General features: G+C 71.9%; 26 protein-coding genes and 2 tRNA genes. 17 read left to right on the top strand and 11 right to left on the bottom strand.

From position 1 onward, the window contains the following. Window positions 1-1,398: 1,398 nt before the first annotated feature. Window positions 1,399-1,785 (bottom strand): ATP-binding protein, encoded by a 387-nt coding sequence (locus CAE01nite_RS08540; protein ID WP_186816477.1) that lies wholly within the window; start codon window positions 1,783-1,785, stop codon window positions 1,399-1,401. 257 nt (window positions 1,786-2,042) lie between these two features. On the opposite strand from CAE01nite_RS08540, the gene CAE01nite_RS08535 reads away from it, so the two are divergent. From CAE01nite_RS08535 to CAE01nite_RS08525, 3 genes are read left to right on the top strand one after another with little or no spacing between them, the layout of a single operon-like run. Beyond that, a complete protein-coding gene (locus CAE01nite_RS08535; RefSeq protein WP_186816476.1) occupies window positions 2,043-2,507 on the top strand; it encodes an STAS domain-containing protein in 465 nt (154 codons plus the stop codon). Window positions 2,508-2,513: 6 nt separating this feature from the next. After that, window positions 2,514-3,281: a GAF and ANTAR domain-containing protein gene (locus CAE01nite_RS08530; protein ID WP_222595860.1), complete on the top strand. Its 768-nt coding sequence runs from the start codon at window positions 2,514-2,516 to the stop codon at window positions 3,279-3,281. Further along, the gene (locus CAE01nite_RS08525; protein WP_146902830.1) at window positions 3,271-4,023 is read left to right on the top strand and encodes a GAF and ANTAR domain-containing protein; all 753 of its coding nucleotides are present in this window, start codon (window positions 3,271-3,273) and stop codon (window positions 4,021-4,023) included. Before CAE01nite_RS08530 ends, CAE01nite_RS08525 begins: the two co-directional genes overlap by 11 nt. Window positions 4,024-4,480: 457 nt before the next feature. Here the strand turns inward: CAE01nite_RS08525 and CAE01nite_RS08520 are convergent, their stop codons facing one another. From CAE01nite_RS08520 to CAE01nite_RS08505, 4 genes are all read right to left on the bottom strand, one after another. Next, complete coding sequence (locus tag CAE01nite_RS08520; RefSeq protein WP_146902827.1) at window positions 4,481-4,951, bottom strand: GNAT family N-acetyltransferase; 471 nt, start codon at window positions 4,949-4,951, stop codon at window positions 4,481-4,483. Window positions 4,952-4,973: 22 nt separating this feature from the next. Continuing rightward, window positions 4,974-5,504: an isopentenyl-diphosphate Delta-isomerase gene (idi, locus tag CAE01nite_RS08515; protein WP_146902824.1), complete on the bottom strand. Its 531-nt coding sequence runs from the start codon at window positions 5,502-5,504 to the stop codon at window positions 4,974-4,976. Window positions 5,505-5,616: 112 nt separating this feature from the next. Then, window positions 5,617-7,041: a phytoene desaturase family protein gene (locus CAE01nite_RS08510; RefSeq protein WP_146902821.1), complete on the bottom strand. Its 1,425-nt coding sequence runs from the start codon at window positions 7,039-7,041 to the stop codon at window positions 5,617-5,619. 34 nt (window positions 7,042-7,075) lie between these two features. Next, window positions 7,076-7,972: a UbiA family prenyltransferase gene (locus CAE01nite_RS08505; protein WP_371862896.1), complete on the bottom strand. Its 897-nt coding sequence runs from the start codon at window positions 7,970-7,972 to the stop codon at window positions 7,076-7,078. A 249-nt stretch (window positions 7,973-8,221) separates the two neighbouring features. On the opposite strand from CAE01nite_RS08505, the gene CAE01nite_RS08500 reads away from it, so the two are divergent. The 4 genes from CAE01nite_RS08500 (at window position 8,222) to CAE01nite_RS08480 (ending at window position 11,443) form a co-directional block, all read left to right on the top strand. Continuing rightward, the gene (locus CAE01nite_RS08500; RefSeq protein ID WP_246131143.1) at window positions 8,222-9,409 is read left to right on the top strand and encodes a glycosyltransferase; all 1,188 of its coding nucleotides are present in this window, start codon (window positions 8,222-8,224) and stop codon (window positions 9,407-9,409) included. Window positions 9,410-9,968: 559 nt separating this feature from the next. Continuing rightward, window positions 9,969-10,445 carry a hypothetical protein gene (locus tag CAE01nite_RS08490; RefSeq protein WP_146902815.1) on the top strand — a complete coding sequence of 159 codons (477 nt, stop codon included), beginning with the start codon at window positions 9,969-9,971 and terminating at the stop codon, window positions 10,443-10,445. Then, the gene (locus CAE01nite_RS08485) at window positions 10,442-11,065 is read left to right on the top strand and encodes a flavodoxin family protein (protein WP_146902812.1); all 624 of its coding nucleotides are present in this window, start codon (window positions 10,442-10,444) and stop codon (window positions 11,063-11,065) included. Before CAE01nite_RS08490 ends, CAE01nite_RS08485 begins: the two co-directional genes overlap by 4 nt. Before the next feature lie 120 nt (window positions 11,066-11,185). Then, complete coding sequence (locus tag CAE01nite_RS08480; RefSeq protein ID WP_146902809.1) at window positions 11,186-11,443, top strand: hypothetical protein; 258 nt, start codon at window positions 11,186-11,188, stop codon at window positions 11,441-11,443. Window positions 11,444-11,644: 201 nt separating this feature from the next. Here CAE01nite_RS08480 and CAE01nite_RS08475 read toward each other — a convergent pair whose 3' ends face one another. Both CAE01nite_RS08475 and CAE01nite_RS08470 read right to left on the bottom strand, forming a co-directional pair. Continuing rightward, window positions 11,645-12,235, bottom strand: a complete 591-nt coding sequence (locus tag CAE01nite_RS08475) for a dihydrofolate reductase family protein (protein WP_146902806.1) — start codon at window positions 12,233-12,235, stop codon at window positions 11,645-11,647. A gap of 68 nt (window positions 12,236-12,303) precedes the next feature. Next, window positions 12,304-13,143, bottom strand: a complete 840-nt coding sequence (locus CAE01nite_RS08470) for a helix-turn-helix domain-containing protein (RefSeq protein ID WP_146902803.1) — start codon at window positions 13,141-13,143, stop codon at window positions 12,304-12,306. 519 nt (window positions 13,144-13,662) lie between these two features. On the opposite strand from CAE01nite_RS08470, the gene CAE01nite_RS08465 reads away from it, so the two are divergent. Both CAE01nite_RS08465 and CAE01nite_RS08460 read left to right on the top strand, forming a co-directional pair. Then, on the top strand, window positions 13,663-14,082 hold the full coding sequence (locus CAE01nite_RS08465) for a GNAT family N-acetyltransferase (RefSeq protein ID WP_146902801.1): 420 nt from the start codon (window positions 13,663-13,665) through the stop codon (window positions 14,080-14,082). Window positions 14,083-14,225: 143 nt separating this feature from the next. Next, the gene (locus tag CAE01nite_RS08460; RefSeq protein WP_186816475.1) at window positions 14,226-14,681 is read left to right on the top strand and encodes a site-specific integrase; all 456 of its coding nucleotides are present in this window, start codon (window positions 14,226-14,228) and stop codon (window positions 14,679-14,681) included. Here the strand turns inward: CAE01nite_RS08460 and CAE01nite_RS08455 are convergent. From CAE01nite_RS08455 to CAE01nite_RS08445, 3 genes are all read right to left on the bottom strand, one after another. Next, window positions 14,650-14,723, bottom strand: a tRNA-Gly gene (locus tag CAE01nite_RS08455). The genes CAE01nite_RS08460 and CAE01nite_RS08455 overlap by 32 nt on opposite strands. A gap of 58 nt (window positions 14,724-14,781) precedes the next feature. Beyond that, window positions 14,782-15,423, bottom strand: coding sequence for a DUF305 domain-containing protein (locus tag CAE01nite_RS08450; RefSeq protein ID WP_222595859.1), 642 nt, complete (start codon window positions 15,421-15,423; stop codon window positions 14,782-14,784). Continuing rightward, window positions 15,420-16,061, bottom strand: coding sequence for a DUF3105 domain-containing protein (locus CAE01nite_RS08445; RefSeq protein ID WP_146902795.1), 642 nt, complete (start codon window positions 16,059-16,061; stop codon window positions 15,420-15,422). Before CAE01nite_RS08445 ends, CAE01nite_RS08450 begins: the two co-directional genes overlap by 4 nt. A gap of 177 nt (window positions 16,062-16,238) precedes the next feature. Between CAE01nite_RS08445 and CAE01nite_RS08440 the strand changes: the two genes are divergently transcribed. The 7 genes from CAE01nite_RS08440 to CAE01nite_RS08410 all read left to right on the top strand — a co-directional run bounded on the left by CAE01nite_RS08440 (window position 16,239) and on the right by CAE01nite_RS08410 (window position 23,990). Continuing rightward, window positions 16,239-16,312 (top strand) — tRNA-Pro (locus tag CAE01nite_RS08440). 22 nt (window positions 16,313-16,334) lie between these two features. After that, window positions 16,335-18,911, top strand: coding sequence for an ATP-dependent helicase HrpB (gene hrpB, locus CAE01nite_RS08435; RefSeq protein ID WP_186816474.1), 2,577 nt, complete (start codon window positions 16,335-16,337; stop codon window positions 18,909-18,911). Between the two features lie 241 nt (window positions 18,912-19,152). Continuing rightward, window positions 19,153-20,550: a trigger factor gene (gene tig, locus CAE01nite_RS08430; RefSeq protein WP_146902792.1), complete on the top strand. Its 1,398-nt coding sequence runs from the start codon at window positions 19,153-19,155 to the stop codon at window positions 20,548-20,550. A 278-nt stretch (window positions 20,551-20,828) separates the two neighbouring features. Next, window positions 20,829-21,440: an ATP-dependent Clp protease proteolytic subunit gene (locus CAE01nite_RS08425; protein ID WP_186816537.1), complete on the top strand. Its 612-nt coding sequence runs from the start codon at window positions 20,829-20,831 to the stop codon at window positions 21,438-21,440. A gap of 40 nt (window positions 21,441-21,480) precedes the next feature. Further along, window positions 21,481-22,179, top strand: coding sequence for an ATP-dependent Clp protease proteolytic subunit (locus tag CAE01nite_RS08420; protein ID WP_146902786.1), 699 nt, complete (start codon window positions 21,481-21,483; stop codon window positions 22,177-22,179). A gap of 181 nt (window positions 22,180-22,360) precedes the next feature. Continuing rightward, entirely contained in the window at window positions 22,361-23,647 is a 1,287-nt protein-coding gene (gene clpX, locus CAE01nite_RS08415) for an ATP-dependent Clp protease ATP-binding subunit ClpX (RefSeq protein ID WP_146902783.1), read from the top strand. Between the two features lie 34 nt (window positions 23,648-23,681). Then, window positions 23,682-23,990 (top strand): chorismate mutase, encoded by a 309-nt coding sequence (locus CAE01nite_RS08410; RefSeq protein ID WP_146902780.1) that lies wholly within the window; start codon window positions 23,682-23,684, stop codon window positions 23,988-23,990. 109 nt (window positions 23,991-24,099) lie between these two features. Here CAE01nite_RS08410 and CAE01nite_RS08405 read toward each other — a convergent pair whose 3' ends face one another. Beyond that, window positions 24,100-25,926, bottom strand: coding sequence for an AMP-dependent synthetase/ligase (locus CAE01nite_RS08405; RefSeq protein WP_146902778.1), 1,827 nt, complete (start codon window positions 25,924-25,926; stop codon window positions 24,100-24,102). Window positions 25,927-26,127: 201 nt separating this feature from the next. Here CAE01nite_RS08405 and CAE01nite_RS08400 point away from each other — a divergent pair, with 201 nt between their 5' ends. Then, window positions 26,128-26,697, top strand: a complete 570-nt coding sequence (locus tag CAE01nite_RS08400; protein ID WP_146902775.1) for a TetR/AcrR family transcriptional regulator — start codon at window positions 26,128-26,130, stop codon at window positions 26,695-26,697. Window positions 26,698-26,766: the final 69 nt, after the last annotated feature.

The following is a 26,766-nucleotide window of genomic DNA, read 5'->3' as shown; positions in this document are numbered from 1 at the left end:
GGTGTGCGGTCATCGGTCCAGGAGTAGAAGTCACGGACGAAGACGTCACTGATCTGTTCGGACTGAACTCTGGCGAGCGTACATGTCCTGGTACAGCAGGGTTACCCGCTCATCGGGCTGGCCATTCACAGCAGCAGCCGACCGGCTCGAGCAGCTCGAGCTCGTCTTCGGAGATCGGGACGTCGAAGTCGCCTGGCATGCGGCCTCCTGCCTTCCTTCCGGGTCAAGGCCACGCTTCCGCGGGTGGGTGATTTCTTACCAGGCCACAACTCTTCGCGGTCCGCGACGGCGCCGGTCACACGCTGTCCAAGTCTGGCATGGTCGGCGAGAAGCGGCCGTCAAGCGATGAGCTTTCGCTGAGGTACACCACAATGCGTTGAGCCACGCAGAACGCGACGCTTCCCGGCTCAAGACCTTCGAGCACCTCGCCGCGCGGCTGACCGAGCTCCGGCATTCGACAAAGGGATGGTGGAGTTCGATCCGTTGAAAATTGTCCGGGTAGGTCATGAATTGGAAGGTCGCGTCCTGGACCGGACCCAGGGTGTCAGGGGTATGTTGCGCGATCCCGGTGATCATGCGCCAGTAGCAGTGATCATCCCGGAGGTCAGGGGGAAGCTTCCTCATCTGCTGGCTGGCAGGGACTACGGCAAGCTCGTCGTCAGGTCGCGGACGAAGGTGCTCATCTTGCTCACGACCAGCCGGGGCCGACACGGGTGCGCGCTAGCTTCTGCCGTGGTCGGCGCCTTGCCGCGCTCGTGTGAGGCCCCTGACCCACGAACACCAGACCTCTTCATGGATGGGTGTGAACCTCGCACGCTCGCGGTCTTCGAGGCCGGCCGACACCGTTCGACTGGAGGCTGCCGACCATCCGCGCCGACGTGGTCCGGAGACTCTCGGCCGCGGGTCAGGGGTGGTCCATCCCACCTTGGTACGACGACGGGAGACGAGGTAGGACGCACCCGGCATGCGAACGGACGCTTCGACTGGCGTCCACGCGGGGCGCCCTGGGCAAGTGGGGTGCGGGATCCCGGGGACACCCTCAGCCCGGCCGAGGACGGCCCGCCGGCGCCGCCCGCGGGCCGAGCGCGGGCGCATCCGGCGCCTTGATCCCTCACAGCCCGATGCGGCAGTGCGGGGAGTCGCACGTGTCCTCCGTCGGTTGATGCGCGACAGTCGTCCGCCACCTGATGTGCGACACGGCTCCACATCCTGGTGCGGCGTAGCGGGCTTCACCTGGGCTTGGCGGTCATGCCGATGAGCGAGCGGCGGGGGCGGGGCGGGGCGGTCAGAATTGTCCGACTGACTGTGCGTCGACGGGAAGCGCTCCACACGTTCGAGACTTCGGTAAAGCGGCTTGAGCGACTACCTCGCCGGTTGTGTCACGTTGCGCTGAGACCCTCATAAAGGGAAGTCGAACCACACGGTCTTGCCTCCGGACGCTCGCCTGTCCCAGCTCCACCGAGTGGAGAATCTGGCCAGGAGGATCATGCCTCGACCGCCCATCTCCGTAGCCGTCGGGTCCCGTAGCTGTGGCGGGTCCAGTCCTTCGTCGTCCACCTCGACCCGCAGCTGTCCATCAGACGTGGAGACCCGCACGGTGAGTGGGCCGTTGGCGGGTCCATGCAGGACGGCATTCGTGACCAGCTCGCTGGCCAACAGTTTGAGCAGCGGGATTCGATCGCCTGCTACACCATTTTCCAGTGCTTGTGCTGCTACCCAGTTGCGCGCGGCAGCGATCTGGCTCGCCCGCGCTTCGAGGTGTAACGACATCTCGCTCCAGTTCATGGAGGATTCAGACACGGAACGGTCCGGGGCCACATGGAGACCACCATTGTGTCCGAACAGGCGCGAGCCCGCACTCGGGAGGACCGTGTCTCGTTGCACTCCAACGCACCATGCGAGTCCGCGCCCCTCGTCCACCCAGCGCGGCGAGATCGAGGGCCACGAGTCCCGCGGGTCCGAGGGGCGACGGGGTAGCATCGGAGTCGCTGCTCCGGACCCTGGTGGCTTCCGTTCCGGTCGACCGAGATCAGGAGTCAGCCATGAACCAGGGACTCGATGGACAGCGCCTGGCCTGGCCCCCCGACGAAGCCTGGGCGGCGGTCGTCATTCAGCGAGACGGGCCACGCCTGATCTTGCGGGTCCGCGGTGAGGCCGACGTGCACACCCGTGACGGGTTGCGCGCTGATCTGATGTCCGGGCTGGACGAAGGCGTCCGCGAGGTCCTCGTCGACGTCTCGGAGCTGACGTTCTGCGATCTCGCAGGCTCTGACGTCCTGCACGACTTCGTCGAGGAGGTCACCGCGCGGGCCGTGCCTGTCCAGGTCAGCGGGATGTCTCCGCTGCTGGCGATCATCTACAGCGCCTTTCCTCCACCGCGCCCCGCCGGCACCCAGCACGGGCGGCAAGTGAGGTGGACCGGCCCGGCCGGGCATGACTCGTTTCGTGGTGGCCCCCTTCTCGAGTTGTCGGGGGACACTGGGATTCCTGACGTGTCCAGGGAGTGAGGTGCCATGGGAGTCGAGGAGCTGCGCAGCGGACTCGCCACGGCGATGTCCGGGGCGGGTAGCGCCCTTGAGGCAGCGGACCGCCTGTGCCGTGCATGTGTCGACCTGCTCGACGTGGACGGCGCCTCGATCTCGGTCGCCGACCAGGGGACGACCCGTGGGACGTTCGGGTCCAGCAGCGAGCTGAGCAGGCGGATGGACGAGTACCAGTTCACCCTCGGGGAAGGTCCATGCCTCGACGCGGTACGCGACGGTGTCCCCGTCATGGTCGCCGACCTCTCCGACGCGTCACACGACCGCTGGCCCGCGTTCTCCGGCGCCGTCATGGAGTCGGGGATCCACGCCGTCTTCGCCTTGCCGGTCCAGGTCGCGACGACCCCCGTCGGTGCGCTCGACCTGTTCAATCGGCGGATCGGCCCCCTGACCGACACCGCCCTGACGGGTGGTCTGGTCGCAGCCGAGCTCGCCGCCCTGCCCCTGCTCGACGTGATGAATGCGCACGGAGACCTGGACGCCCATGCCGAGGCGGAGTACGGCTGGGAGCAGCTGACGTCGCTGCAGCGCGTCGAGGTCTACCAGGCGACCGGCATGCTCATCGCCGCACTCGACATCTCCCCGGCCGAGGCCCTCGTGCGGCTGCGAGCCAACGCCTACACGCGGGGGATGACCGCCAGCGAGCTGGCCTGGGAGATCCTCGAACGCCGCGTCAACCTCAACAACGACCGCCGGTGGAGCGCCACCGACACAGGAAGCGACGGCGACCATGGCGGATGACCGCGAGCACCGGATCATCGAGGCCTTCGTCGAGCTGGCGGACAGCCTGGCCAGCGGGTACGACGCCGTCGACCTGCTCGATCGCCTGGCGCACAGCTGCGTCGGGGTCCTGGACGTCGCCGCGGCCGGCTTGCTCCTCGCGGACGACCACGGTCGACTGCACGTGCTGGCTGCGTCATCCCAAGCGGCACGCGAGCTCGAGGTCTTCCAGCTCCAGAGCGACGAGGGACCGTGCCGGGACTGCTACCACAGCGGCACGCCCGTCTACGTGCCCGCCCTCGACGAGGTGACCGACCGGTGGCCGCGCTTTGCGCCGTATGCCATCAGCGCCGGGTTCACCAGCGTGCACGCCGTCCCGCTGCGATTGCGCTCGGACACCCTCGGCGCGCTCGGACTCTTCGGCACCACAGTCGGTGCACTCGGGGACCGCGACAAGGCCCTTGGCCAAGCACTCGCAGACGTCGCCACCGTCGCCCTGGTGCAAGAGCACGCCGCAGCCGACCGGGAAGTAGTGGCGCAGCAGCTGCAGGCCGCCCTGAACAGCCGCGTCGCACTGGAACAGGCCAAGGGCGTCGTCGCCTACGTCGGCGATCTGGGCGTCAATCAGGCGTTCGACGTCCTGCGCCGGTACGCACGCGACCACAACCTACGACTGACAGAGGTCGCAGCGGGGGTGGTCAACCGCGACCTCACCGCACAACAGGTGCTGGCCCACGCGCGCGCCAGGAGCCCTGTCACGTGAGAACAGCGGCGCACGGTCGATCGCTCGGTAGCGAGAGGGCGGCCAATCACAGTGACGTCGCGCCAGTCACCGTTGACGTCCGGCGCGCTCTCAACGTCCGCGCAGCCACGACCATGAGCACCTTCGTGCGGGGCGGTTGGACCTTCGGGCAGAACGGGCAGCGCCCGTCGCAGTGACGCTCGGTCATGCCGCTGTGCAGCGAACATCGGCGCGAGCGGGGCGCGGGAGGACCCAGTGCGCGCGGGGGAGGGGCTGAGGGCGTACGCCGAGCGGAGGATCGAGGAACGACCCGGGCTGTCCGAGCGAACCGTGCGCTTCTGGCGAGGGTTCCTCAGGAGGCACATCGCGCCGCAGCTCGCCAGCACAGAGCCCGACGGACGTGCGCGTCAAGGGTGAGCGCGGCGTGCTCCGTGCACCCTGCACATGGACGTCCGCCCTGTCGGACGTCAGCGGTGCGTCACGTCTTGGCGACGGGCGCCCGCATGAAGAACCGCAGGAGCTCGACATCATCCCGTCGCACCACGTCGTCGTGCACCGCGTGGAAGCCGGCTCGTTCGAACACCGGCCGCGCGACCAGGCTGGCGTGCGTGGTCAGCTCTACCAGTCCCCGGTCGGCTGCCACGGTGCGCACATGCTGCAGCAGGGCCTGGCCGACACCGCGGCGCCCGAGGGCGGGGTGGACGAACAGGCGGTCGACGTAGCCGTCGTCGCCGAGGTCGGTGAACCCGCCGACCTGGCCGTCGATCTCCGCGACGGCCGTGTAGACCCGCAGACGATCCGCGTTCCACTGCGCGGGATCGCGAGGGGATCCGAGCCAGGCCGCGACCTGCTCCGCGGTGTAGCGGGCTCGGCCCGTGGTGGTGATGGCGCGGGTGAAGAGGTCCAGGGTCGCTGCGGCGTCGGACCCGGCGTACTCGCGGGTCAGCACGGTTCCGGCCTGGCCGGTACGCCTACGCGTGCGCGAAGTGCGCGATCCGGTCGAGCGAGCTCACGAGCCACGGGCTCATCGCCCACGGAGCCGCCTCGACGGCACGGCGCAGCTCGGCCGGCATCAGCCACACGCAGTCCATGACCTCGTCCGGGTTCGCGGCGGGCGCCTGCGTGGTGCGCGCGAAGTAGATCGGGCAGATCTCGTTCTCCACGATGCCGGAGGCGTCGGTCGCGCGGTACCGGAAGTCGGGGTCGACCAGCTCGATGGCGGTCAGCGCAAGGCCCAGCTCCTGCAAGCCCCGCCTGGCCACCGCGTCCTCCATCGGCTCGTCCGGACCCGGGTGGCCGCAGAAGCTGTTCGTCCAGACGCCGGGCCAGGTCCGCTTGCCCAGCGCACGCCGGGTCACCAGGACGCGCCCCTGCTCGTCGAAGACGTGGCAGGAGAACGCCAGGTGCAGCGACGTCGTCGGCGTGTGCACCTCCGCTTTGTCCGCGACGCCGATGTGCGTGCCGGACTCGTCGAGCAGGACGACCAACTCTGCAGGGCTCACGACGACTCTCTTTCGTGGAGGTGACGGTGCACCCGGTCGGTGGCCGGGTGCCGGACGGTCATCCGGCCGGACCGTGCGCCCGCAGCAGCGGGTGCGCACGGCATGGTGCGACTCATGCCGGCGCCGCCCGGAGCAGCCGCCTCGTCACGATCATCGCGCCGCCCAGCACGGCCGGGATGCCCCCGCCCGGGTGCACGGACGCCCCCACCCGCCACAGCCACGGCCGCCACGGGTCGCAGTACGACGGGCGGTGGAACGGCCCGCTGCGCCACACCGGACGGGCCGCCCCGTACAGCGCGCCGTGCGGCTCGCCGAAGGCGCCGTAGTGCTGCGGGTCGAGCACGACCTGGTGGTCGAGGAGGTCGGTGAGCGGGGAGTCGAGACCCAGGGTGGTGGAGATGCGCTCGACCTCGCGGCGCACGAACGGGTGCTCGACGGTGTAGTGCCCGCCGTCGGCGGGAGCGGTGAGCAGGATGCCGACGGTGCTGCGCCGGTTCGGGTACACCTCGCCTGCGCGGTACTGGTTGACGAACGCCATCGTGTCGGCCGGCTCGTCGCCCGCCTCCAGGCTCCGGTACAGCGCGGCAGGCTTCGTCGGCAGCACGACGCTGTGCGCCGCGAGGCCTGCGGGCAGCTCCTCGCGCAGCACCCCGTACACCGCGATCCCCGAGCAGGAGAGCGCGCGCGGACGTGCGCGTCGGTGGCCGCGGGCCCGCGCCGGGCCGAGCAGCGGTGCGAGCCGGCCGGCGTCCAGCGCGCTCACGACGAGGTCGGCGCGGTGGTCGGCCAGGGTGGTGGTGACCCGCCCGCGCCGGATGCTCGTGACGGGCTCACCGCGACGGACGTCGACCCCGGCCGCCTCGGCCAGCCGCGCCAGGGCCAGCACGATCTCGTGCACCCCGCCGCGCGGGACCCAGGCGCCGTCGGCGGCCATGATCGCCGGCATGCTCGCGTACAGGGCCGGGGTGCGCGACGGCGAGACGCCGGCGTTGAGGGTGTGGATGGCGATGATGTCCCGGAGCCCGTCGGGCAGCCACGGCAGGCCGTCGAGGTAGGCGCGGGTGGTCAGCCGCGACCCGTACACGTCGAGCAGCCGCCGGAGCGCCGGCAGTGCCGCCCGGTCGAGCGGCTCGGTGAGCAGCAGCGCCGACACGTCTCCGGCGAGCGGCGCGTGCAGGTCGGAGAACCGGCGCCAGGCCGGGTACCAGGGGTGGTCCGTCGCGACCGGCAGGGAGGTCTCCTCGCCGCGGTGGTAGTAGCGGCCGACCTCGGGCATCCGCACCAGGTCGAGGTGCCCGACGCCGGGGTGCGGCGGCCGGCCGTCGTCCAGCCGTCGCAGCAGCTCGTCCCAGACCGCCGGGAACGTCACGAGCGACGGGCCCGTGTCGATCCGCTCGCCGCCCAGCAGCACACGGCGGCTCTTGCCGCCCAGCTCGCTCGACCCCTCGAGCAGCGTGACCCGGTGGCCGGCCCGGGCGAGCAGCGCGGAGGCCGCGAGCCCGCCGATGCCGCCGCCGACGACGACGACGCGACTCACGACCGCCCCCCGATGCGTCGGCGGGTCGCGGCCGTCACGGGTACCACCCGAAGAAGATCGCCACGGTGAGCAGCACCCCGGTGAACGAGCCCGCGACGTACGGGAACGCGACGGACAGGGGGTAGAGGCGGTGTGCGGTCGCGGGCGTCGGGTCGCGCAGCAGGCGCACCACCAGCAGGCCGGCGATCGCCAGGTTCACCACCGCCACCGGCACGCTCACCAGCGCGAAGAGCACCGACGACAAGGCCCACCAGGACCCGCTCCACAGCGCCACCCCGCGCGGCCCGAGCCGGACCGCCGTCGTCGTGATGCCTGCCTCGCGGTCCTCGACGATGTCCTGCACCGCGTCGAACGGGTGCTTGGCGACGCTCCACGCCATCAGCCCGAGGGCCGCAGGCCACACCGGCGCGACACCCAGCGCGAACGGCACGATCACCAACGGCAGCGCGTAGGCGGCGTTGCTGATCGAGTCGAGGAAGGGCCGAGCCTTGAACCTCAGCGGCGGGGCGGAGTAGAAGACGAAGATGCTCGCGTAGAGGGCGATCGCCGCGTTCGCCGCCGCCGGCAGGGCGAGCCCGAAGTAGATCAGGAACGGGACGTTGGTCACGGCGACCGCCCACGCGATCAGCCGGACCTCCGACGGCCGGATCCGCGCCCCCTCGATGGAGCCCTTGCGGGGGTTCGCGGCGTCCGTGTCCTGGTCGTAGATGTCGTTCACGCCGTAGATCAGCAGGTTGAACGGGAGCGTCAGCCACAGCAGGACCGGCAGGGCGCGCACGTCCATGAGCGTGCCGGTGAGCCAGACGCCGACGACGCCTGAGCCGATGGTGTTGATCCACAGCACGGGACGCGAGATGTGCACGAGCCGTGCGACGACCGGGCCGATCGTGCGGGTGGGGGTGCGCGTCGGCCGCCCGTCCGGATCAGCGATGGGAGTGCCCTCCGCACGACGGGCGCCGGCGCGTGGTGCGGTCGCGCATGCGGTCACTCCTCGCGATCGTCTCCGTGCGGGCCGCGTGCTGCGGCCTCGGCCGGTCGGGCACCAGGCGCAGCCCTCGAGCGTCGGCAGCGCGGGGTGAACGTTACCCGGGCCCGAGGGGCCCGCCAGCCGGCTCGGCGCGATCCTCGCCCGCCCCGGCCGCCCCGGGGCAGCGCGGGGCAGACTGGGCAGGTGCGGATCATGCTGCTGACGGCCGGGACCCGCGGTGACATCGAGCCGTTCGTCGCCCTGGCCCGCTACGCCGCCGCCCGCGGCCACCAGGTCAGGCTCGGGTTGACCGAGGGCTCCGGGATGCCGTCCGGCGTCGACGCCGTCGGGCTCGACCTGGATCTGCGCCGCGTGCTCCGGCTCCCGGGCCGCACGCCGTGGGCGCTCGTCCGGCACCTCGGCCGCGAGGTGCGCCCCGGGATGCGACGGATGCTCGCCGCCGCGGTGCGGGAGACCGTGGCGTTCGCCCCCGACGTCGTGGTGCACCATGCGCTGGTCCTCTCCGCGCCGATGGCGGCGGATGCGCTCGGCGTGCCCCGGGTGCTCGTCGAGCTCGCCCCCGTCGCGACGCCGTCCGAGGCCTTCCCGGCCGCGGGGGGGCCCACCGCCACCCACGACCTCGGACGCTGGAACCGGCGCACGTACGCCGTGCCGCGTGCCGCGGCCCGGGTGTTCGACCCCGAGGTCGCCCGGGCTGCGGCGCAGCTCCCGAGCGGGCGTCGTCCTGCGTCGCGGACGTCGTCGCGCGCGACGCTCATGGCCGTCAGCCCGCAGCTGCTCCCGAGGCCGCGGGACTGGCCGGCCCGGGTGCACCTCACCGGCGCCTGGCACGACGACGCGGTGGCGACACCGGTCGACCCCGCCGTGGCGGACTTCGTGCGCGACGGTGGCCACCTCGTCGCGTCGTTCGGCTCCATGGCGGTCGGTGACGCCGAGGCGCGCGGCCGGGCGATCGTCGGTGGCGCCCGGGCCCACGGCCTGCGGGTGCTGCTGGTCAACGGGTGGGGAGGGCTTGCGCTGCCCGACGACCTCCGCGGCGCGGACGTGCTCGAGGTGCGGTCGGCGCCGTTCGCCGCGGTCATGCCGGGGGCCGCGCTGGCTGTCCACCACGGCGGAGCCGGCACCACCCATACGGTCGCGCGGGCCGGCGTCCCCTCGGTCGTCGTGCCGATCACCGCTGACCAGCCGTTCTGGGGGGCGCAGCTGCACCGGCGGGGGATCGCGGCGAGACCGATCCCGGTGCGTCGGCTGACGACGCCCGTGCTGGTGCCCGCGATGGGTGACGCGCTGGCTCGCGGGGCTCGGGCTGCCGACGTGGGACGAGCCATGCGCCAGGAGAACGGGCTGGGGGCTGCGCTCGACGTGCTGACATCGCTGTGAGCAGAGGTGGTGCTGGGAGCGGCAGTCCGCTGCTACGTCACCTTCGGGTCGATGAAGCGGTGTGGTCCGGGAGTTCCTCCCACGCCTGCTCTTCGCCAGCCCGGCGCCGAGTCCACCTCCGCGGCCGAGGACGGCGGCGCGCTGACGCGAGAGCTCATGCAAAGGATGGGGCACTCGTCCATGCGGGCCGCGCTCATCGACCAGCGCGCAACGGACGAGCGGTTGCACGAGCTCGCGGATCGCCTCGGCGCTCTTCTCGGACGCGAGCGTGAAACGACGTAGGTGCACGGTAATTGCACGAGTAGGGCTGCGGCTCGACACGCACGAGCGGCAATCGGCGCCATCGGGCCCGGAGTCATCGTGGCCTGGCCTTCGAGCGCTACGGGTACGGCTGTGATGAGGAGTGAGCCGCGAAGTCTCTTGGCTCGGGTTACCGCTCATGCCGAAGAGCGGATGCCTCAGGCGCGCTTGGGCCCGTACGAGCTCGTGCAAGTTCCGGGCGCCTGCCGACCACGGTGGATGCCTGGGCAAGGTCCTGCATCAGTGCCATCCTTCGAAGATGAGCATCCTCGGGATGATCGCGCGGGGCTTGGTCTCGGGCGCGGTGGGCACGGCAGCGATGACCGCGTCTGAGTTGCTGGAGATGTCGGCCTCAGGACGCAAACCCAGCACGGTTCCGGGTCAAGTGGGCGCCCACCTGCTGCCCGGGCGTGACCCAGACTCCACCGCCGATGCCGAGGCGTTGAACACGGCGGTGCACTGGGCGCATGGCATCACGATGGGCGCCCTGCGCGGAGTGCTTGACGCTGCCGGCCTGCGAGGCCCAACGGCCAGCGCCGTGCACTTCGCGTTGCTGTGGACCGGCGACGCGACGCTGTACCGGGCTTTGGGCATCGCCGAGTTGCCCTGGCGGTGGACCGCCGCCGAACTGCGAGCCGACCTCGGGCACAAGGCCGTCTACGCCACCGTCACCGGGCTCACCTACGACGCCCTCAGGGCTCGGGCGGAGGAGGCCCGAGAGGTGGTGCGAGCTTGAGCGATCTGCGCGCCCTGGCGCTGTGCTGCACCCTTAAGCCCTCACCTGCCCCGTCGAGTTCCGAACTCCTTGGCCGACAGGTGCTCGCCGCGCTCGCCGTGCGCGGTATCGAGGGCGAGATGGTGCGCGTCGTCGACCACAACGTGCGTTTCGGGGTCTCCGTCGACGAAGGGGACGGAGACGGCTGGCCCGGAATTCGTGACAAGCTTCTCTCGGCGCACATCCTCGTGCTGGCTACCCCGATCTGGATGGGCCAGCCCTCCAGCGTGGCCAAGATGGTGCTGGAACGCCTGGACGCAGAACTATCGGAAACCGATGAGCAAGGCCGCCTCTTGACGTACGGCAAGGTAGCTGTGCTGGCCGTAGTGGGTAACGAGGACGGCGCACACCACGTTACCGCCGAGGCATTCCAGGCGCTGGCCGATGTCGGGTTCACCATCCCCGCCGCCGGGTCCACCTACTGGGTGGGTGAAGCAATGGGACGCCTCGACTACGCCGACGCCGGTCCCAAGCCCGGCACCACCGGTCGTACCACCATCACCGTAGCGGCCCACGCCGCCCACCTCGCTCAGCTCCTCACCGACCACCCTTATCCCGCGAATTCCGCAGATAACGCGTAACGAGCCGGCATCCGTGGCCGACATCTAGCCCGTTGCCGCCAGAGGGGTTGCCACCGGCGCGCGCTCATGCCGCGGGCCGCGCGCCGCGGAGGGGGGCCCCACCAGACGTAGTGTCGTCGTGTGAATGTCATCCGGCCGCACGCAGTGAGCCTGTCCGGAGCAGAGCTGATGCTGCTGCGATCCGGCCTGCGGGCGTACCTGCAACAGTTTGAGGCGCACGCGGCCGAGGACGCTTACGCCAGCCATAATCCCGACCAAGTCTCGGCGCTGCGGCAGACCGTGGGCGAGCTGATTTGGCGTCTGGAAGACGCGGGGGCGCCGCCGGGAGCACGGGTCGTGCACAGCAAGGAAGCGCTCGAACCACTCGACCGGGTCTAGCCGAGGCACCATCCGCTCATGCCGCTGTCACGGTGTGCCGGGCTCAGCCCTGGTGGCCAAACCCTCCCACCACGGAGCTCGGCGGCGAGCGAGAGGGGCGTACCGAGCTGCAGTCCGTAGTGATCGACCGGCTCGTAGGCGAGCATGTCGGCGATTTCGCCGGGCGCCCTCAGAGGTCGCGGTGGCGTCGCACCTCTGCGCTCACTTCGTTGAGCGGCGTACGCCGTAGCGCAGGTGAAGCACTCGGTTGCCCTGGATGATCACGTCGGGATCTTCCAACAGGTGCTGCGCGTCGACCGACCCGAAGAAGCGCTTGCCGGAACCCAGTACGACGGGGGTGACGTCCATCCGCACCTCGTCGACGAAGCCCTCGGCGAGGAACTGGCCGCCGACGTCTCCGGCCGCGACCTCGACGGTGCGGTCGCCCGCGAGATCCCGCGCCTTGGCGATCGCGGCCTCGATGCCGTCGACGAAGTGGAAGGGCGCTTCGGGGTCCCAGCCCTCGGGTGGCGGCCGGTGGCTGACGACGACGACGTGGTCGACCCCAGCCGGCGGCGTCCCGTCCCAGCCGTCGGTGATGTCGAAGACGTGGCGCCCCGCGATGGTGACCGCGATCTCGTCCCAGTACGCCCGGACGTAGTCGAAGGAGGCTTTCGACACCTTCAGCACGCCGCTGCCGTCCAACGCGATGTCACCGCTGACCAGCCACTCGAACAGCGGCCCGGGGTCATCGTTCTCGGCTGCGATGAAGCCGTCGACCGACACCGACGCGTACATGACTACCTTGCTCATGAGACTCCTCCGGTGGGGATGTGTCCCTGAAGTCTGCGGCGCGATGAGCAGGCCGCTCTTGTAAGGAATCAATCGGCCGGCAACGGCCAGCCCTCGAGCACGTGGCCGGGATGCTCGCGCAGGAAACGCCTGCGGACCTCCACGTACCGGGTCGGCGTGAAACCGGTGAACTCCCGGAACTCGTGAGTGAAGTGCGCCTGGTCGAAGTAGCCCGCCCGAGCGGCGAGACCGGCCCAGTCGATCGGCGCAGCCGGGTCGATCGAGAGCACCATGGTGGAAAAGCGGTGCGCCCGGGCCAGCCGCTTCGGCGTGACGCCGATGACCTGCTTGAAGCACCGCGCCAGATGCGTGCTGCTGACACCGCCCGCCGCGATCAGGTCTCCGATCGGCACCGTCCCACCGGTCTCCGCGATGGCGGTGCTCACACGGCGGACCAGATCCAGACCGTGCACCGCACGCAACTGTCGCAGCAGCCCCTCCTCGAGCAGCGTCAACATCAGGTCAGGTTCGGTCACCGCGGCCAGCCGACCCCGCAACTCAGCGATGGCGGGCCGGCCCCACACCTGCTCGATCGTCGCCGGCCGGTCACACAGCTCGACCGCGGCTATCGGCAGGAACGGTGCCAATCCCCACGGTTTCAAGTGCACGCCAACCGATCGGCTCGACACCGGGTAGCCGAACTCCCACGCACGGGTGGGCGTACTGACCACGCAGCCGTCGGCGTACTCGGCCTCCGCGCTGTCGCTCCCCGTGCGGATGTGGAAAGGCGCCCCGAGATTGACGATGAGGAGCGGCGCCGGTGCCGCCGGCAGCGTCAGCCAGCGGTACGGCGGCGTGCCCGCCAAGTAGTAGACGTCGTGGACCAGGCCGTCGAGTGGCGGCCGCGGCGCCCTCGACACGTACTCCATGCGAACAGCATGGCCGACGACATCGACGCCACGACCCGACCTCAGCACTGCAACCCCACTGCACCGCCGACGTTGGACGCGTGGGGTCGTCTTCGGGGTCGTCGATTCCCAACTGCGCGAGGCGACGCAGCTCCTCGTCGTCGTAGCGTGCGACTCGGTAGCCCTCGAGCGCCTGCGCGAAGGATTGCGCCACGGGAGCCGGGGCGCCGGCAGTCGAAGACGATGTCGCGCAAGCGGGCCATGGAACGGTGACGGGCCACGCCGTACCCGCTCATGCCGCCGAGCGCTGGACGGACGCGCAGCGGGAGCGTGCATCTCGACGTCGTCTTCGACTGTGACCAGTTCTTCCCGCTGTAGTCCCAGCCTGGTCGCCGGAGCCTGACCGGCGCACGCTCATAGCCGCAACGCGGTCGCCAGCTCTCCGCGCGGGCCCGGTGGCCGAAGGGCTCGCGGTCGCCGATGTCCGGATGCACGCCCAGCCATGCCATTGCGCTCTTCGCGGAGTCCTACGGTCGGGTCATGGCAATCGAGTACCACTGGCGCGGTAGCGTCGAGGACACGGAGCTGGAGCACCTGCACGCCGAAGCTTTCGGGCATTCGGCGCAGCAGACGGCGTGGGGCCAACGCTTGGAGCGCTACAGCCTGGGGTGGGTGTGCGCCAGGGACCGCGCAGCGCACGACTTCATCGGCGCCGGGCGTCTTGTGGGGTTCGTCAACGTCGTCGGTGACGGCGGTGTGCACGCGATCCTGCTGGACACCGCCACGGCCGTTTCGCACCGCCACCTGGGCATCGGGCGGCAGCTGGTGAGCACGGCACTCAAGCAGGCGCGGGCAGCCGGGTGCCAGTGGCTGCATGTCGACTACGAACCGCACCTCGACGCCTTCTACCGCGACGCCTGCGGCTTCACGCCGACACAGGCCGGGCTGCTGCGCCTGTGACGCCACCGCCTCAGCGCTGCACGGTCATGCCGCAGCGTCGGCGGAGGGCGCAGGTTTGCGGCCGCCTCAGTGCAGCGAGGGTACGGGGATCGCCATGGTGCCGATGACGACGTCTGCCCCGCCTTGCCGAGCAGCGCCCGCACGTGGCGACCTACGCCGAACCGGGTCAGCACGGCCGTGTCTTCGTCAGGGCGAAGGGAGCGACGCCGTACCGGTCGACCTTCCGCCCGGTGTGGGCACAAGCCCTCGTCGCCGCCGGGGTCAGCGGCGTGCATCTGCACGACCTGCGGCATGCCGGGAACCATCTGGCGGGGCTCTCGGGCGCGACGACTCGCGAGCTGATGGGCCGCATGGGGCACGTCAGCATGCTGGCCGCGCTCATCTATAAGCACCGGACGCACGACCGGGACCGGCGTATCGCGGACTCCATGGACCTGCCGCTCGGGGACCGCGTGATCGGGAGCCTGCCGCGAGATAGAGCACGTGGAGGGCACGGACGCCGGGTGACTGAGATTGGCACGAGAAACCCCCACGCCCTTGGTGCAGGTGGCGTGGGGGCTTTCGTGGTGGAGCGGGTGACGAGAATCGAACTCGCGTAGCCAGTTTGGAAGACTGGGGCTCTACCATTGAGCTACACCCGCGTGACCGGCAGCCTGGAGCGCCGGACAGCGCACCAGGGTAGCCGGTCCGGCACCCTCCTCAGGACAGCGGCCCACCGCGGTCGGCGAGCATGTCCTCGAGCACGGTGATCTCGGCCTGCTGGGACCTCACGATCGAGCGGGCGAGCGCCCGGACCTGGTCACCCTGCGCCGCGTCGACCGCGATCTGCGCCATCTTCACCCCGCCCTGGTGGTGCGGGATCATCAGCTCGAGGAACAGGCGCTCGGCGTCGACCCCCCGGGCGGCGTCCAGCCGGGCGAGGTCCGCGCTGCTCACCCAGCCCGGCATGGAGGCAAGGCCCTGCGCGGCGTCGCCGGACGCCGCGGCCGCGTGCTGGTGCTCCGTGCCCGCCCAGGTCATCGGCGGCTGGTCGGACGTCTGCGGCAGGCCCCACGTCTCGAGCCACCCGGCCATCTGCCCCGCCTGGTTGTCCTGCGTGAGCATGATGTCCAGCGCCAGCTGGCGGACCGCCTCGTCGTCGGTGCGGTCCCGCACCAGCCGGGAGAGCTCGACGGCCTGGCCGTGGTGCGCCTGCATGTCGCGGGCGAAGCCGGCGTCGACCGAGGTGTCCGCCGGGACCGCGTAGGGCGACTGCCGCACGAGGACCGAGCCGAGCAGCACGCCGACCGCCAGAGCCACCGCGACGAGGAGGGCGACGACGACGGTGACGCGACGCGTCACTCGGGCGTCCCGGTCCCGCCCGAGCAGGGAGCACCGGGCTCCGGGGTCTGCTCGCCGCGCACGTACTTCTCCAGGAAGACGCCGGCGCGCGGGTCGGACGCCTCCTGGAGCTGCAGCTGGACGCCCCACGCGCTGAGGACCACCGGCGACGGCAGGTCGGCCCGTGGGCTGAGCAGGATGAAGTTGTTGTTCGCGGCGCGCGTCGTTAGCTCCTCGAGCTGGTCGGCCGGGAGCTCGGGGTCGTAGGTGATCCACACGGCGCCGTGCTCCATGGAGTGGACGGCGTTCTCCTCGGTGACCGGCTCCGCGTACACGCCGCAGTTCTGCCACACCGCGTTGTGGTCCCCACCCACGGGCGGGTTCTGCGCGTACTCCACATCGCCCTCGACGTGGTTCTGCGTCTGGTCGGCGAACTCCTCCACGCCGTCGATCGGCGCCTCCGCAGCCTCGCGCAGCTCGGCGTTGACCCGGTTCTGCTGGACGAGGAAGTAGATGGTCGCGCCGACCAGCAGCACGATGAGGGCGCCGACGGCGGCAGCGATGATCGTCGTGCGCTTGCGCTCGCTCTTCCTCTGGGCGGCCTGGATGGCGGCCAGGCGTGCCTGGCGCTCGGCGAGCTCGGCCTTGCGGTTGGCCATGTCGGTGGTGCTCCTCGGGCTGTGGCCGGGTCGCGCGCGGGCGACGGTCGGTGCAGGGAACGTCCGGATGACGCGACTGGTTCCCCGGCGCTACGGGGACGACCGTATCGCCCCCCGCTGTGCGAGCGGGCCGCGCGCCGCCGGCGGAGGGCCCGGCCACTAGACTCGGCGCCGCCACGGGCTGTGGCGCAGGTTGGTAGCGCGCTCGGTTTGGGACCGAGAGGTCGCGGGTTCGAATCCCGCCAGCCCGACACCGCACGGCACACTGCTCCGGTGCCCGACCCGCTCGAGCGGCTGCTCGCCCACCCGCCGGACCTGCCGGTCGCCGCGGGCCTGGCCGCGGTGACCGACGCGGTCCGCGACCACGGCACCGCGGTCCTGCTGGCGCCGCCCGGGACCGGCAAGACGACGCTGGTCCCGCCCGCGCTCGCGGCCGACGTCGGCGGCCGGGTGGTGGTCACCCAGCCCCGCCGGATCGCCGCGCGCGCCGCAGCCGCCCGGCTCGCGCACCTGCTCGGGGAGCCGGTCGGCCGGACGGTCGGGTACACGGTCCGCGGCGAGCAGCGACTGAGCGCGGGCACGCGGGTGGAGATGGTCACCACCGGCGTCCTGCTGCGCCGGCTGCAGCGCGACGCCGAGCTGCGGGGGACGGACGCCGTCGTGCTCGACGAGGTGCACGAGCGGCACCTCGACGCGGACTTGACGCTGGCGCTCCTGGTGGACGTGCGGGCGAACCTGCGCGAGGACCTGCGGGTCGTCGCGATGTCGGCCACCGTGCAGGCGGAGCGGACCGCTGCCGTGCTCGGGGGCGCCGCGCCGTCGCCCGTCGTGTCGGTCCCCGGGGCGCTGCACCCCGTGCATGAGGTGTGGTGCCCGGCGCCTCGCGGCGTGCAGCCGCTCGACCCGCGCGGCGTCACGCCGGCGTTCCTCGACCACGTCGCCGCCTGCGTGCGGCGGGCGCTGGACGACGCCGCCGGGGACGTCCTGGTGTTCGTCCCCGGTGCCGGCGAGGTCACCGGCCTGGTGCGGCGGCTGGCCGGGGTGGACGCCGACGTCCGTCCGCTGCACGGGCGCCTGAGCCACCGCGAGCAGGACCTCGCGCTGACCGCCGGCCCGCGCCGCCGCGTGGTGGTCTCGACCTCGGTGGCCGAGTCCTCCCTCACCGTGCCGGGCGTGCGCGCCGTCGTGGACGCGGGCCTGGCCCGCGAGCCGCGCACCGACCACCGCCGCGGGCTGGCCGGCCTGGTCACCGTGCGGGTCAGCCGGTCCGGGGCCGTGCAACGGGCCGGGCGCGCCGGACGGGAGGCGCCCGGGACGGTGTACCGGTGCTGGTCCGAGTCCGACCACGCCCGGCTGTCCCCGCACCCCCTGCCCGAGATCGCGACCGCCGACCTGACCGCCTTCGCGCTCGAGCTGGCCTGCTGGGGCAGTCCGGACGGCGCCGACCTGGCACTGCTCGAGCCGCCGCCCGCGCCGGCGATGACCGCGGCACGCACGACGCTGCGCGCCCTCGCCGCCGTCGACGAGTCGGGGTCCGTCACCGCCCGCGGACGCGTGATGGCGGGGATCGGGGCGGACCCGCACCTGGCCCGGGCGCTGGTGGACGGGGCGCCCCTGGTGGGCGCCCGCCGCGCGGCCGAGGTGGTCGCGATGCTCGACGCGGACGTCCGGGCGCCGGGCGGGGACCTGGTGGCGGCGCTGCGCGGCCTGCGTCGGGGCGGCGAGGAGGCGCGGGAGTGGTCCCGCACCGCCGGCCGGCTGCTGGACGCCCTGCCCACCACGACGACGGCACCCGCGGCCGCCGAGCACCGCCACCCCGCCGCCCACCGCCACCCCGGCGCGGACCCCGGCGGCCGCCTCACCGACGACCTCGCCGTCGGCCTCGTCGTGGCGCTCGCGCACCCGGAGCGCATCGCACGTCGCCGCCCCGGCGGCACGACCTACCTCATGACGTCCGGCACGGGGGCTGCGTTCGCCCCTGGCGAGGCCGCGCTGGCCGGGCTGCCGTGGGTCGCCGTGGCGGACGCCGACCGCGGCGCCGGCCGCAGCGACGCCACCATCCGGTCCGCCGCGCCGCTGGACGAGGCGCTCGCACGCGACGCCGCACCGTCGCTCCTGCGCGAGCGGAGCACCGTGACCTGGGTCGACGGGCGCGTCGAGGCGCGCCGGACCACCTCCCTCGGCGCGATCGAGCTCGCCGCGGAGACCGTCGCCCGACCGCCGGCGCACCTCGTGGTGGACGCGGTCCGGCAGGGGCTCGCCCAGGACGGTCTGGCGGCGCTGCCCTGGACGGCGTCCGCGGTCGCGCTGCGCCGGCGGCTGGACCTGCTGCACCGGGTGCTGGGGGGGCCGTGGCCGGACGTCGGGGACGACGCCCTCCTCGCCGGCCTCGACCTGTGGCTCGGCCCGGACCTCGCCCGGATCCGCCGGTCCGCCGACCTCGCGCGCGTCGACGTGGTCGCGGGGCTGCGGCGGCTGCTCCCGTGGCCGGCCGCGGCCCGCCTGGACGAGCTGGCACCGGAGCGGGTGACCGTCCCCAGCGGCAGCAGCATCCGCCTCGACTACGAGCCGGACCAGCCGGTCCTGGCCGTGCGCCTGCAGGAGGTGTTCGGCTGGCGGCGCACGCCGCGCGTGGCGGACGGGCGCGTCCCGGTCCTGCTCCACCTGCTCTCCCCGGCCGGACGCCCGGCGGCGGTGACCGCGGACCTGGAGTCGTTCTGGACGACGGGCTACCCGCAGGTCCGCGCCGAGCTGCGCGGCCGCTACCCGAAGCACTCCTGGCCGCAGGACCCGCTCACCGCCGTCCCGGCCCGCGGGGTCCGTCGGACCGGCGGGACCTCGTCGACCTAGGCCCGGTCACGGCTCGCCCGGCACAGGCCCGGCTGCACGGCCCGCGATCTTGGCGGCCCTGCCGGGGGGTGGCGTACCATCGACGCCGTTGTGCAGCGGTCAGCCACGCCCGTACGCGCGCGCAGCTGCGTGCACGCCCTCGGCGCGGCGACAGGTCCCCCTGGGCGCCGCCACGCCACACCGATGCCTACCTGCGGCCGGCACCCCGGCTCACCCACCCGAGCAGTTGGAGACCACTGAAGTGAAGAGCGCCGTCGAGACCGTGGACCCCACCAAGGTCAAGCTGACCGTCGAGGTGACGTACGACGAGCTCAAGCCGAGCATCGACCACGCCTACCAGCACATCGGCAGCCAGGTCACCGTCCCCGGGTTCCGCAAGGGCAAGGTCCCCCCGCGCATCATCGACCAGCGCGTGGGCCGCGGCGCCGTCCTGGAGCACGCGATCAACGACGGCATGCAGAGCTTCTACAGCGACGCGGTGCGCGAGAACGCGCTGCGCCCGCTGGGTCAGCCCGACATCGAGATCACCCAGGTCCCCGACCTGACGGACACCACGACGTCGCTTCACTTCACCGCCGAGGTCGAGGTCCGGCCCGAGGTCGAGATCCCCGCGCTGGACACCCTGTCGGTCACGGTCGACGACGTCGAGGTCAGCGACGAGGACGTGCAGGGTCGCCTGGACGCGCTGCGCGAGCGCTTCGGCACCCTGGTCGGCGTGGACCGCCCGGCGGAGGAGGGCGACTTCGTCGTCCTGGACCTGACCGCCACGGTCGACGGCGAGCAGGTCGACTCGGTCAGCGGCGTCAGCTACCAGATCGGCTCGGGCAACATGCTCGAGGGCCTGGACGAGGCGCTGACCGGCCTGTCGGCCGGCGAGACCACCACCTTCACCGCGCCGCTGGCCGGCGGGGAGCACGAGGGCGAGCAGGCCGACATCAGCGTCACGGCCACCACGGTCAAGCAGCGGGACCTGCCCGCCGCCGACGACGACTTCGCCCAGCTCGCGAGCGAGTTCGACACCCTGGACGAGCTCACCGCGGACCTGCGCGAGCAGGCCGCCGGGTCCAAGACGTCCAACCAGGCCGTCCAGGCCCGCGACGGTCTGCTGGAGAAGCTCCTCGCCGCCGTCGAGATCCCCGTCCCGGCGGGCGTCGTCGAGGCCGAGGTGCACCGTCACCTGGAGTCCGAGGGGCGCCTGGAGGACGACGAGCACCGCGCCGAGGTCACCGAGCAGGCGCAGACCGCGCTGCGGAACCAGATCCTGCTCGACACCCTCGCCGAGAAGCTCGAGGTCCGGGTCGACCAGAACGAGCTGCTGGAGTACCTGGTCAGCGCCTCCCGTCAGTACGGCATGGACCCCAACACGTTCATCAAGACGGTGGACGAGCAGGGCCAGGTCCCGGCCATGGTCGCCGAGGTCGCTCGCTCCAAGGCGCTGGCGCTCGCGCTGCGCCAGGTGGCCGTCACCGACGGGCAGGGCAACGCGGTCGACCTGAGCGAGTTCATCGGCTCGGACGAGGACGACGCCGTGCAGGACGCCGACGCCGACGACGTCGAGGACGAGGTCGTCGCGGACGACGACGCCGCCGAGGACGTCGTCGTCGAGGACGCCGGCACGGACGCCGCCGCGAAGGCCTGACGCACCACCAGCACGCCGGCCGAGGGCCCCGTACCGCCCGTGCGGTACGGGGCCCTCGGCCGCACGGGGGTCACCCCGGAGCTCGCCGCGCCGGCGTCCGGCACCCCTGTGGACAGGCCTGACGGGCCCCCGTGCGCCAACAGCGAAAACGGCTGCGCGCCGGACGGGAGCGTCAGTGGCCCGGGTTAGGGTCGCTGCACGAGGCAGGGAGCCGGGGTCGCGAGCAGCGGCCCAGCAGTGACAGCAGTGGAGACGAGGGAGCTGTGGTGAACGAGCAGATGCCGATGATCGGACGGGCCGACGGTGTCGGTCTGGGACTCAACGACTCCATCTACAACCGGCTGCTGCGCGAGCGGATCATCTGGCTGGGCTCGGAGGTCCGCGACGAGAACGCGAACGCGATCTGCGCCCAGATGATGCTGCTGGCGGCCGAGGACCCGAACAAGGACATCTTCCTGTACATCAACTCGCCCGGCGGCTCGATCACCGCCGGCATGGCGATCTACGACACGATGAAGTTCATCCAGCCCGACGTCGCCACGGTCGCGATGGGCATGGCGGCCTCGATGGGGCAATTCCTGCTCTCCTCGGGCACCAAGGGCAAGCGCTACGCGACCCCGCACGCCCGCGTGATGATGCACCAGCCCTCCGGCGGCATTGGCGGCACGGCGACCGACGTGCGCATCAACGCGCAGCTGATCATGCACATGAAGTCCGTCCTGGCCGAGCTGATCGCCGACCAGACCGGCAAGTCCGTCGAGCAGATCCACGCCGACTCCGACCGTGACCGCTGGTTCACGGCGCCGGAGGCGCTGGAGTACGGGTTCGTCGACCACGTCGTGGCCCACGCCGGCTCGGTCGCCGGCGGCGGCGGCACGACCGCCTCCTGACCCGACGCCCGGCCACAGCCATCCAGACCAGGGAGAATTCGTGAGCACCGAGTCCCAGTTCATCTCCGCGGCGGGCCGCCTCGCCGGCGGCCGCGCGCTGCCGTACGGCGCACCGTCGGGACGCTACGTCCTGCCGCAGTTCGAGGAGCGCACGGCCTACGGTTTCAAGCGCCAGGACCCGTACACCAAGCTCTTCGAGGACCGCATCATCTTCCTCGGCGTGCAGGTCGACGACGCGTCCGCGGACGACATCATGGCGCAGCTGCTCGTGCTGGAGAGCACGGACCCCGAGCGCGACATCATCCTGTACATCAACTCGCCCGGTGGCTCGTTCACGGCCATGACGGCGATCTACGACACGATGCAGTACATCAAGCCGCAGATCCAGACCGTCTGCCTGGGTCAGGCCGCCTCCGCGGCGGCCGTGCTGCTGGGTGCCGGGACGCCGGGCAAGCGCCTGGCGCTGCCGAACGCCCGCGTGCTCATCCACCAGCCGGCGATGGAGGGTGGCGGCTACGCCCAGGCGTCCGACATCGAGATCCACGCCAACGAGCTGATCCGCATGCGCGAGTGGCTCGAGGCGACCCTCGCCCACCACAGCGGTCGCACGGTGGACCAGGTCCGCAGCGACATCGAGCGCGACAAGATCCTGACGGCCCAGCAGGCGCTCGAGTACGGCCTGGTCGACCAGGTGCTCGAGAGCCGCAAGGCCGCGACCGTGGTGACCGTCCCCGCCTGACCGGGCGTCCGCTCCACCGGCCGGCCCGGCGATCGGGCCGGCCGGGGAGGCGCCGGAGTGTTGTTGCTGACACGGCGGCGCACGTGGTGTGCAATGGAAGGTGCGGCTCGGGCCTGACGGCCGGACCGCACGGGAGTACCCGTCCGCCGGCTGGCGGGCGAACCGAGGAGAGGGGACAGGCGTGGCTCGCATCGGGGACGGGGCCGACCTGCTCAAGTGCTCCTTCTGCGGCAAGTCCCAGAAGCAGGTCAAGAAGCTCATCGCAGGGCCAGGTGTGTACATCTGCGACGAGTGCATCGACCTGTGCAACGAGATCATCGAGGAAGAGCTCGCCGAGGCCACCGAGGTCTCCATGGTCGAGCTGCCCAAGCCGAAGGAGATCTTCGACTTCCTCGAGCAGTACATCATCGGCCAGGAGCCCGCCAAGCGGTCGCTCGCTGTCGCCGTCTACAACCACTACAAGCGCATCCAGGCCGGTGAGGCGGGGCGCCTGCCCGGCTCGGACACCGACGGTGTCGAGATCGCCAAGTCCAACATCCTGCTGATCGGCCCCACCGGCTGCGGCAAGACGTACCTGGCCCAGACGCTCGCCAAGATGCTCAACGTGCCGTTCGCCATCGCGGACGCCACCGCGCTGACCGAGGCCGGGTACGTCGGCGAGGACGTCGAGAACATCCTCCTCAAGCTCATCCAGGCCGCTGACTACGACGTCAAGAAGGCCGAGACGGGCATCATCTACATCGACGAGGTCGACAAGATCGCGCGCAAGAGCGAGAACCCGTCGATCACGCGCGACGTCTCCGGCGAGGGCGTCCAGCAGGCGCTGCTGAAGATCCTCGAGGGCACCACCGCGTCCGTGCCGCCGCAGGGCGGGCGCAAGCACCCGCACCAGGAGTTCATCCAAATCGACACGACGAACGTGCTGTTCATCGTGGCGGGCGCGTTCGCGGGCCTCGACGAGATCATCACCTCGCGCGCCGGTCGCCGCGGCATCGGGTTCGGCGCGCCGCTCCACACCGCCGACGACATCGACGTCTACGGCGAGGTCATGCCCGAGGACCTGCTCAAGTTCGGGCTGATCCCCGAGTTCATCGGCCGCGTCCCGGTCATCACCACGGTCTCGCCGCTGGACCAGTCCGCCCTGGTGCGGATCCTCACCGAGCCGCGCAACGCGCTCGTCAAGCAGTACCAGCGGATGTTCCAGATCGACGGCGTCGAGCTGGAGTTCACCGACGACGCCGTGGAGGCCATCGCCGACCAGGCGCTGCTGCGGGGGACCGGGGCACGCGGGCTGCGGGCGATCATGGAGGAGGTCCTCCAGCAGGTGATGTTCGAGGTCCCCAGCCGCGACGACGTCGCCCGGGTGGTCATCAACCGCGCGGTCGTGCTGGAGAACGTCAACCCGACGCTGGTGCCGCGCGAGGCGCCGCCGTCGTCCAAGCGCCCGCCGCGCGAGAAGAGTGCCTGACCCGGTGACGACGGCAGCCCGACCCGGGTCGCCCGTGTCCGCGGCGCCTCAGGCGCCCGTGCCGGCCGAGCTGCTCTCGATCCGGCAGAGCATCGACAACATCGACGCCGCGCTCGTGCACCTGCTCGCGGAGCGCTTCAAGTGCACCCAGCGTGTCGGTCACCTCAAGGCCGACCGCGGCCTGCCCCCGTCGGACCCGGCCCGTGAGGCGCAGCAGATCGACCGGCTGCGCCGGCTCGCGGCCGAGGCGGGGCTCGACCCGGTGTTCGCGGAGAAGTTCCTCGGCTTCATCGTCGGCGAGGTCATCCGGCACCACGAGGAGATCGCGAGCACGCAGGTCTGACCCGGACGCGGGTCCGGGCCACAGCGGGTACGCGCGGCAGCGGGTCCGACCGGCCGCGGACCACCGCGGGACGTCCCCCGATGTCGCGCTGCCGCCCGGCCGGCGGACCTCAGCTGTGGTCCCGCGCCGGCGTCCGCGGCTCGGCGTAGATGGCGTCGATCTGCGCGGCGAAGTCGGCCAGCACCTGGGCGCGCTTCACCTTCATCGACGGCGTCAGGTACCCGTTCTGCTCGGTGAAGTCGGTCGTCAGGACGGAGACCTTGCGGATGGACTCCGCCCGCGAGACCGCCTCGTTCGCCCGCTCGGCGGCGCGGTCCAGGGCCGCGACGACCTCCGGGTGCCGGGCCGCTGTCGCCACGTCCATGGGCTCCAGCCCGTGGGACGACAGCCACCCCGGGAGCATGTCGGCGTCGAGCGTCACCAGCGCGCCGATGAACGGCCGCCCGTCGCCCACGACCACGCACTGGGACACCAGCGGGTGCCCGCGCAGCCGGTCCTCGAGCACCGCGGGGGCCACGTTCTTGCCCCCGGCGGTCACGATGATCTCCTTGGACCGGCCGGTGATCCGGAGGTAGCCGTCGTCGTCCATGCGACCCAGGTCGCCGGTGCGGAACCAGCCGTCCACGAGGGCCTCCGCTGTCGCCGCGGGGTTGTCGTGGTACGCGCGGAAGACGTGCGGGCCCGCCACCCAGATCTCGCCGTCGTCGGCGATCCGGATGGAGGTGCCGGGGAACGGGGGACCGACGGTCCCGATCCGCAGCGCGTCCGGACGGCTGACGGCGGTCGGTGCCGTGGTCTCGGTCAGGCCGTAGCCCTCCAGCACGTGCAGGCCGATGCCGCGGTAGAAGTGGCCGAGCCGTTCCCCGAGCGGCGCACCGCCGGAGATGGCCCACTCCGCCCGGCCACCCAGCGCAGCCCGCAGCTTGGCGTAGACGAGCCGGCCGGCGAGCGCGTGCTGCGCCTTCAGCGCGGGGGAGGGGCCGCTCGGCGTCTCGAGCGCACGGGAGAACGCGATCGAGGTGTTGGCCGCCCAGCGGAAGATCTTCTGCTTGGCGCCCGTGCCGGCCTTCTGCTCCGAGGAGTTGTAGACCTTCTCGAACACCCGGGGCACGGCGAGGATGAACGTCGGGCGGAACGAGGCCAGCGCCGGCAGCAGCTGCTTGGGGTCGGGGGTGTGCCCGATGACGGCGCCCGAGGGGATGCACAGCACCTGGATGAACCGGGCGAACACGTGCGCCAACGGCATGAACAGCAGCGTGCGGGACCCCGGCTGCGCGCAGACGTCCCGGAACGCGATGGCTCCGTTGAGGGCGAGGTGCACGAAGTTGCGGTGGGTCAGCTCGACGCCCTTGGGGCGGCCCGTGGTGCCGGACGTGTAGATGATCGTCGCGAGGTCGTCGGCGCCCGCCAGGCCCGTGCGCCGCTCGACCTCGAGGTCCGCGACGTCCGCGCCGGTCCGCACGAGCTCCGCCAGGCCGCCGTCGTCGATGACGACCACGCCCTCCAGGTGGGGCAGGTCCGCACGGACCCCGTCGACCAGCGCCGCGTGGGCCGGGGTCTCCACCACGGCGAGCCGGACGTCGGAGTCGGAGAGGATCCAGTGCACCTGGTCCGCCGACGACGTCTCGTAGACCGGGACGCCGACCGCGCCGGCGGCCCACACGGCGAAGTCCACGAGGGTCCACTCGTAGCGGGTGCGCGACATGATCGCGACCCGGTCGCCGGGCTCGACGCCGCCGGCCACCAGTCCCTTGGCCAGGGCGTGCACCTCGTCCGCGAACGCCCGGGCCGACACCGCGGTCCACCCGCCGCCCAGCGGGGACTGCCGCTCGACGAGGGTGCCCTCCGGGGACCGCGCGACGCGCTCCGCGAGCAGCGTGCTGATGCTGGTGGTCGGGTCGACGTCGACCAGGCTGGGTGTGGCGAACTCCGGCATGTCGGGCTCCTGTGCGAGACGGCCACCTCGACGGCGAGACGGCTGCTCCCGACCCTAGTCCGTCGTCCCCGTGCAGGTCAGCGCCCACGCCGCTCGGATCGGTGGTCGGAGCCTCGGCGTCGTCCAGGTACAGAAGGGCGATGCCTGCTTGCCTAAGCACCTTAGGCACTGCCATGATGACCGTAGGAAACGGAGGTCGGCATGGCGCGCGCGGGACTGACCACGGCCCGGCTCACCCGGGCCGGTGCCGAGCTGGCTGACGAGCTGGGGTTCGACCACGTCACCGTCACCGAGCTCGCACGGCGCTTCGACGTCAAGGTGGCGAGCCTGTACTCGCACCTGGGCGGCTCGGCGGACCTTCGCACCAGGATCGCGCTCCTGGCGCTGGAGGAGCTCGCCGACCGGGTGGCCGCTGCCGTCGCCGGACGCGCCGGCAAGGACGCGCTGGTCGCCTTCTCCGACGCCTACCGGGACTACGCCCGTGAGCACCCGGGCCGGTTCGACGCCACGCAGCTCCGCCTGGACGCGGACACCGCGCGCGCCAGTGCCGGCGTCCGGCATGCCGAGATGATGCGGGCCGTCCTGCGCGGCTACCACCTGCATGGTGACGACCAGACCCACGCGGTCCGCCTGATCGGCAGCGTGGTGAACGGCTACGTCCGGCTGGAGGCAGCGGGCGGCTTCGACCACAGCGACCCCGGGTCCGACGCGTCCTGGGCGCGGGTCCTGGACGCGGTGGACGTCGCCCTGCGCGCGTGGCCACCGCCGTGACGACCGGTCCCCACGACCCCCGGACGAACGTCTCGTCCGGCGCCGCGTCCGCCACCTCGTCCCGCACTC

Source organism: Cellulomonas aerilata (assembly GCF_007991755.1).
Classification (GTDB): domain Bacteria; phylum Actinomycetota; class Actinomycetes; order Actinomycetales; family Cellulomonadaceae; genus Pengzhenrongella; species Pengzhenrongella aerilata.
Note: the sequence above shows the minus strand (reverse complement) of the source record. Positions and strands in the feature narration are given on the sequence as shown.

What these genes read in the sequence shown, in the direction of transcription:
- CAE01nite_RS08540 (WP_186816477.1), bottom strand. Translation starts at nt 1,785, where the DNA reads ATGAACTGGAGCGAGATGTCGTTACACCTCGAAGCGCGGGCGAGCCAG.
- CAE01nite_RS08535 (WP_186816476.1), top strand. Translation starts at nt 2,043, where the DNA reads ATGAACCAGGGACTCGATGGACAGCGCCTGGCCTGGCCCCCCGACGAA.
- CAE01nite_RS08530 (WP_222595860.1), top strand. Translation starts at nt 2,514, where the DNA reads ATGGGAGTCGAGGAGCTGCGCAGCGGACTCGCCACGGCGATGTCCGGG.
- CAE01nite_RS08525 (WP_146902830.1), top strand. Translation starts at nt 3,271, where the DNA reads ATGGCGGATGACCGCGAGCACCGGATCATCGAGGCCTTCGTCGAGCTG.
- CAE01nite_RS08500 (WP_246131143.1), top strand. Translation starts at nt 8,222, where the DNA reads ATGCTGCTGACGGCCGGGACCCGCGGTGACATCGAGCCGTTCGTCGCC.
- CAE01nite_RS08490 (WP_146902815.1), top strand. Translation starts at nt 9,969, where the DNA reads ATGAGCATCCTCGGGATGATCGCGCGGGGCTTGGTCTCGGGCGCGGTG.
- CAE01nite_RS08475 (WP_146902806.1), bottom strand. Translation starts at nt 12,235, where the DNA reads ATGAGCAAGGTAGTCATGTACGCGTCGGTGTCGGTCGACGGCTTCATC.
- CAE01nite_RS08470 (WP_146902803.1), bottom strand. Translation starts at nt 13,143, where the DNA reads ATGGAGTACGTGTCGAGGGCGCCGCGGCCGCCACTCGACGGCCTGGTC.
- CAE01nite_RS08465 (WP_146902801.1), top strand. Translation starts at nt 13,663, where the DNA reads ATGGCAATCGAGTACCACTGGCGCGGTAGCGTCGAGGACACGGAGCTG.
- CAE01nite_RS08445 (WP_146902795.1), bottom strand. Translation starts at nt 16,061, where the DNA reads ATGGCCAACCGCAAGGCCGAGCTCGCCGAGCGCCAGGCACGCCTGGCC.
- CAE01nite_RS08425 (WP_186816537.1), top strand. Translation starts at nt 20,829, where the DNA reads ATGCCGATGATCGGACGGGCCGACGGTGTCGGTCTGGGACTCAACGAC.
- CAE01nite_RS08405 (WP_146902778.1), bottom strand. Translation starts at nt 25,926, where the DNA reads ATGCCGGAGTTCGCCACACCCAGCCTGGTCGACGTCGACCCGACCACC.
- CAE01nite_RS08400 (WP_146902775.1), top strand. Translation starts at nt 26,128, where the DNA reads ATGGCGCGCGCGGGACTGACCACGGCCCGGCTCACCCGGGCCGGTGCC.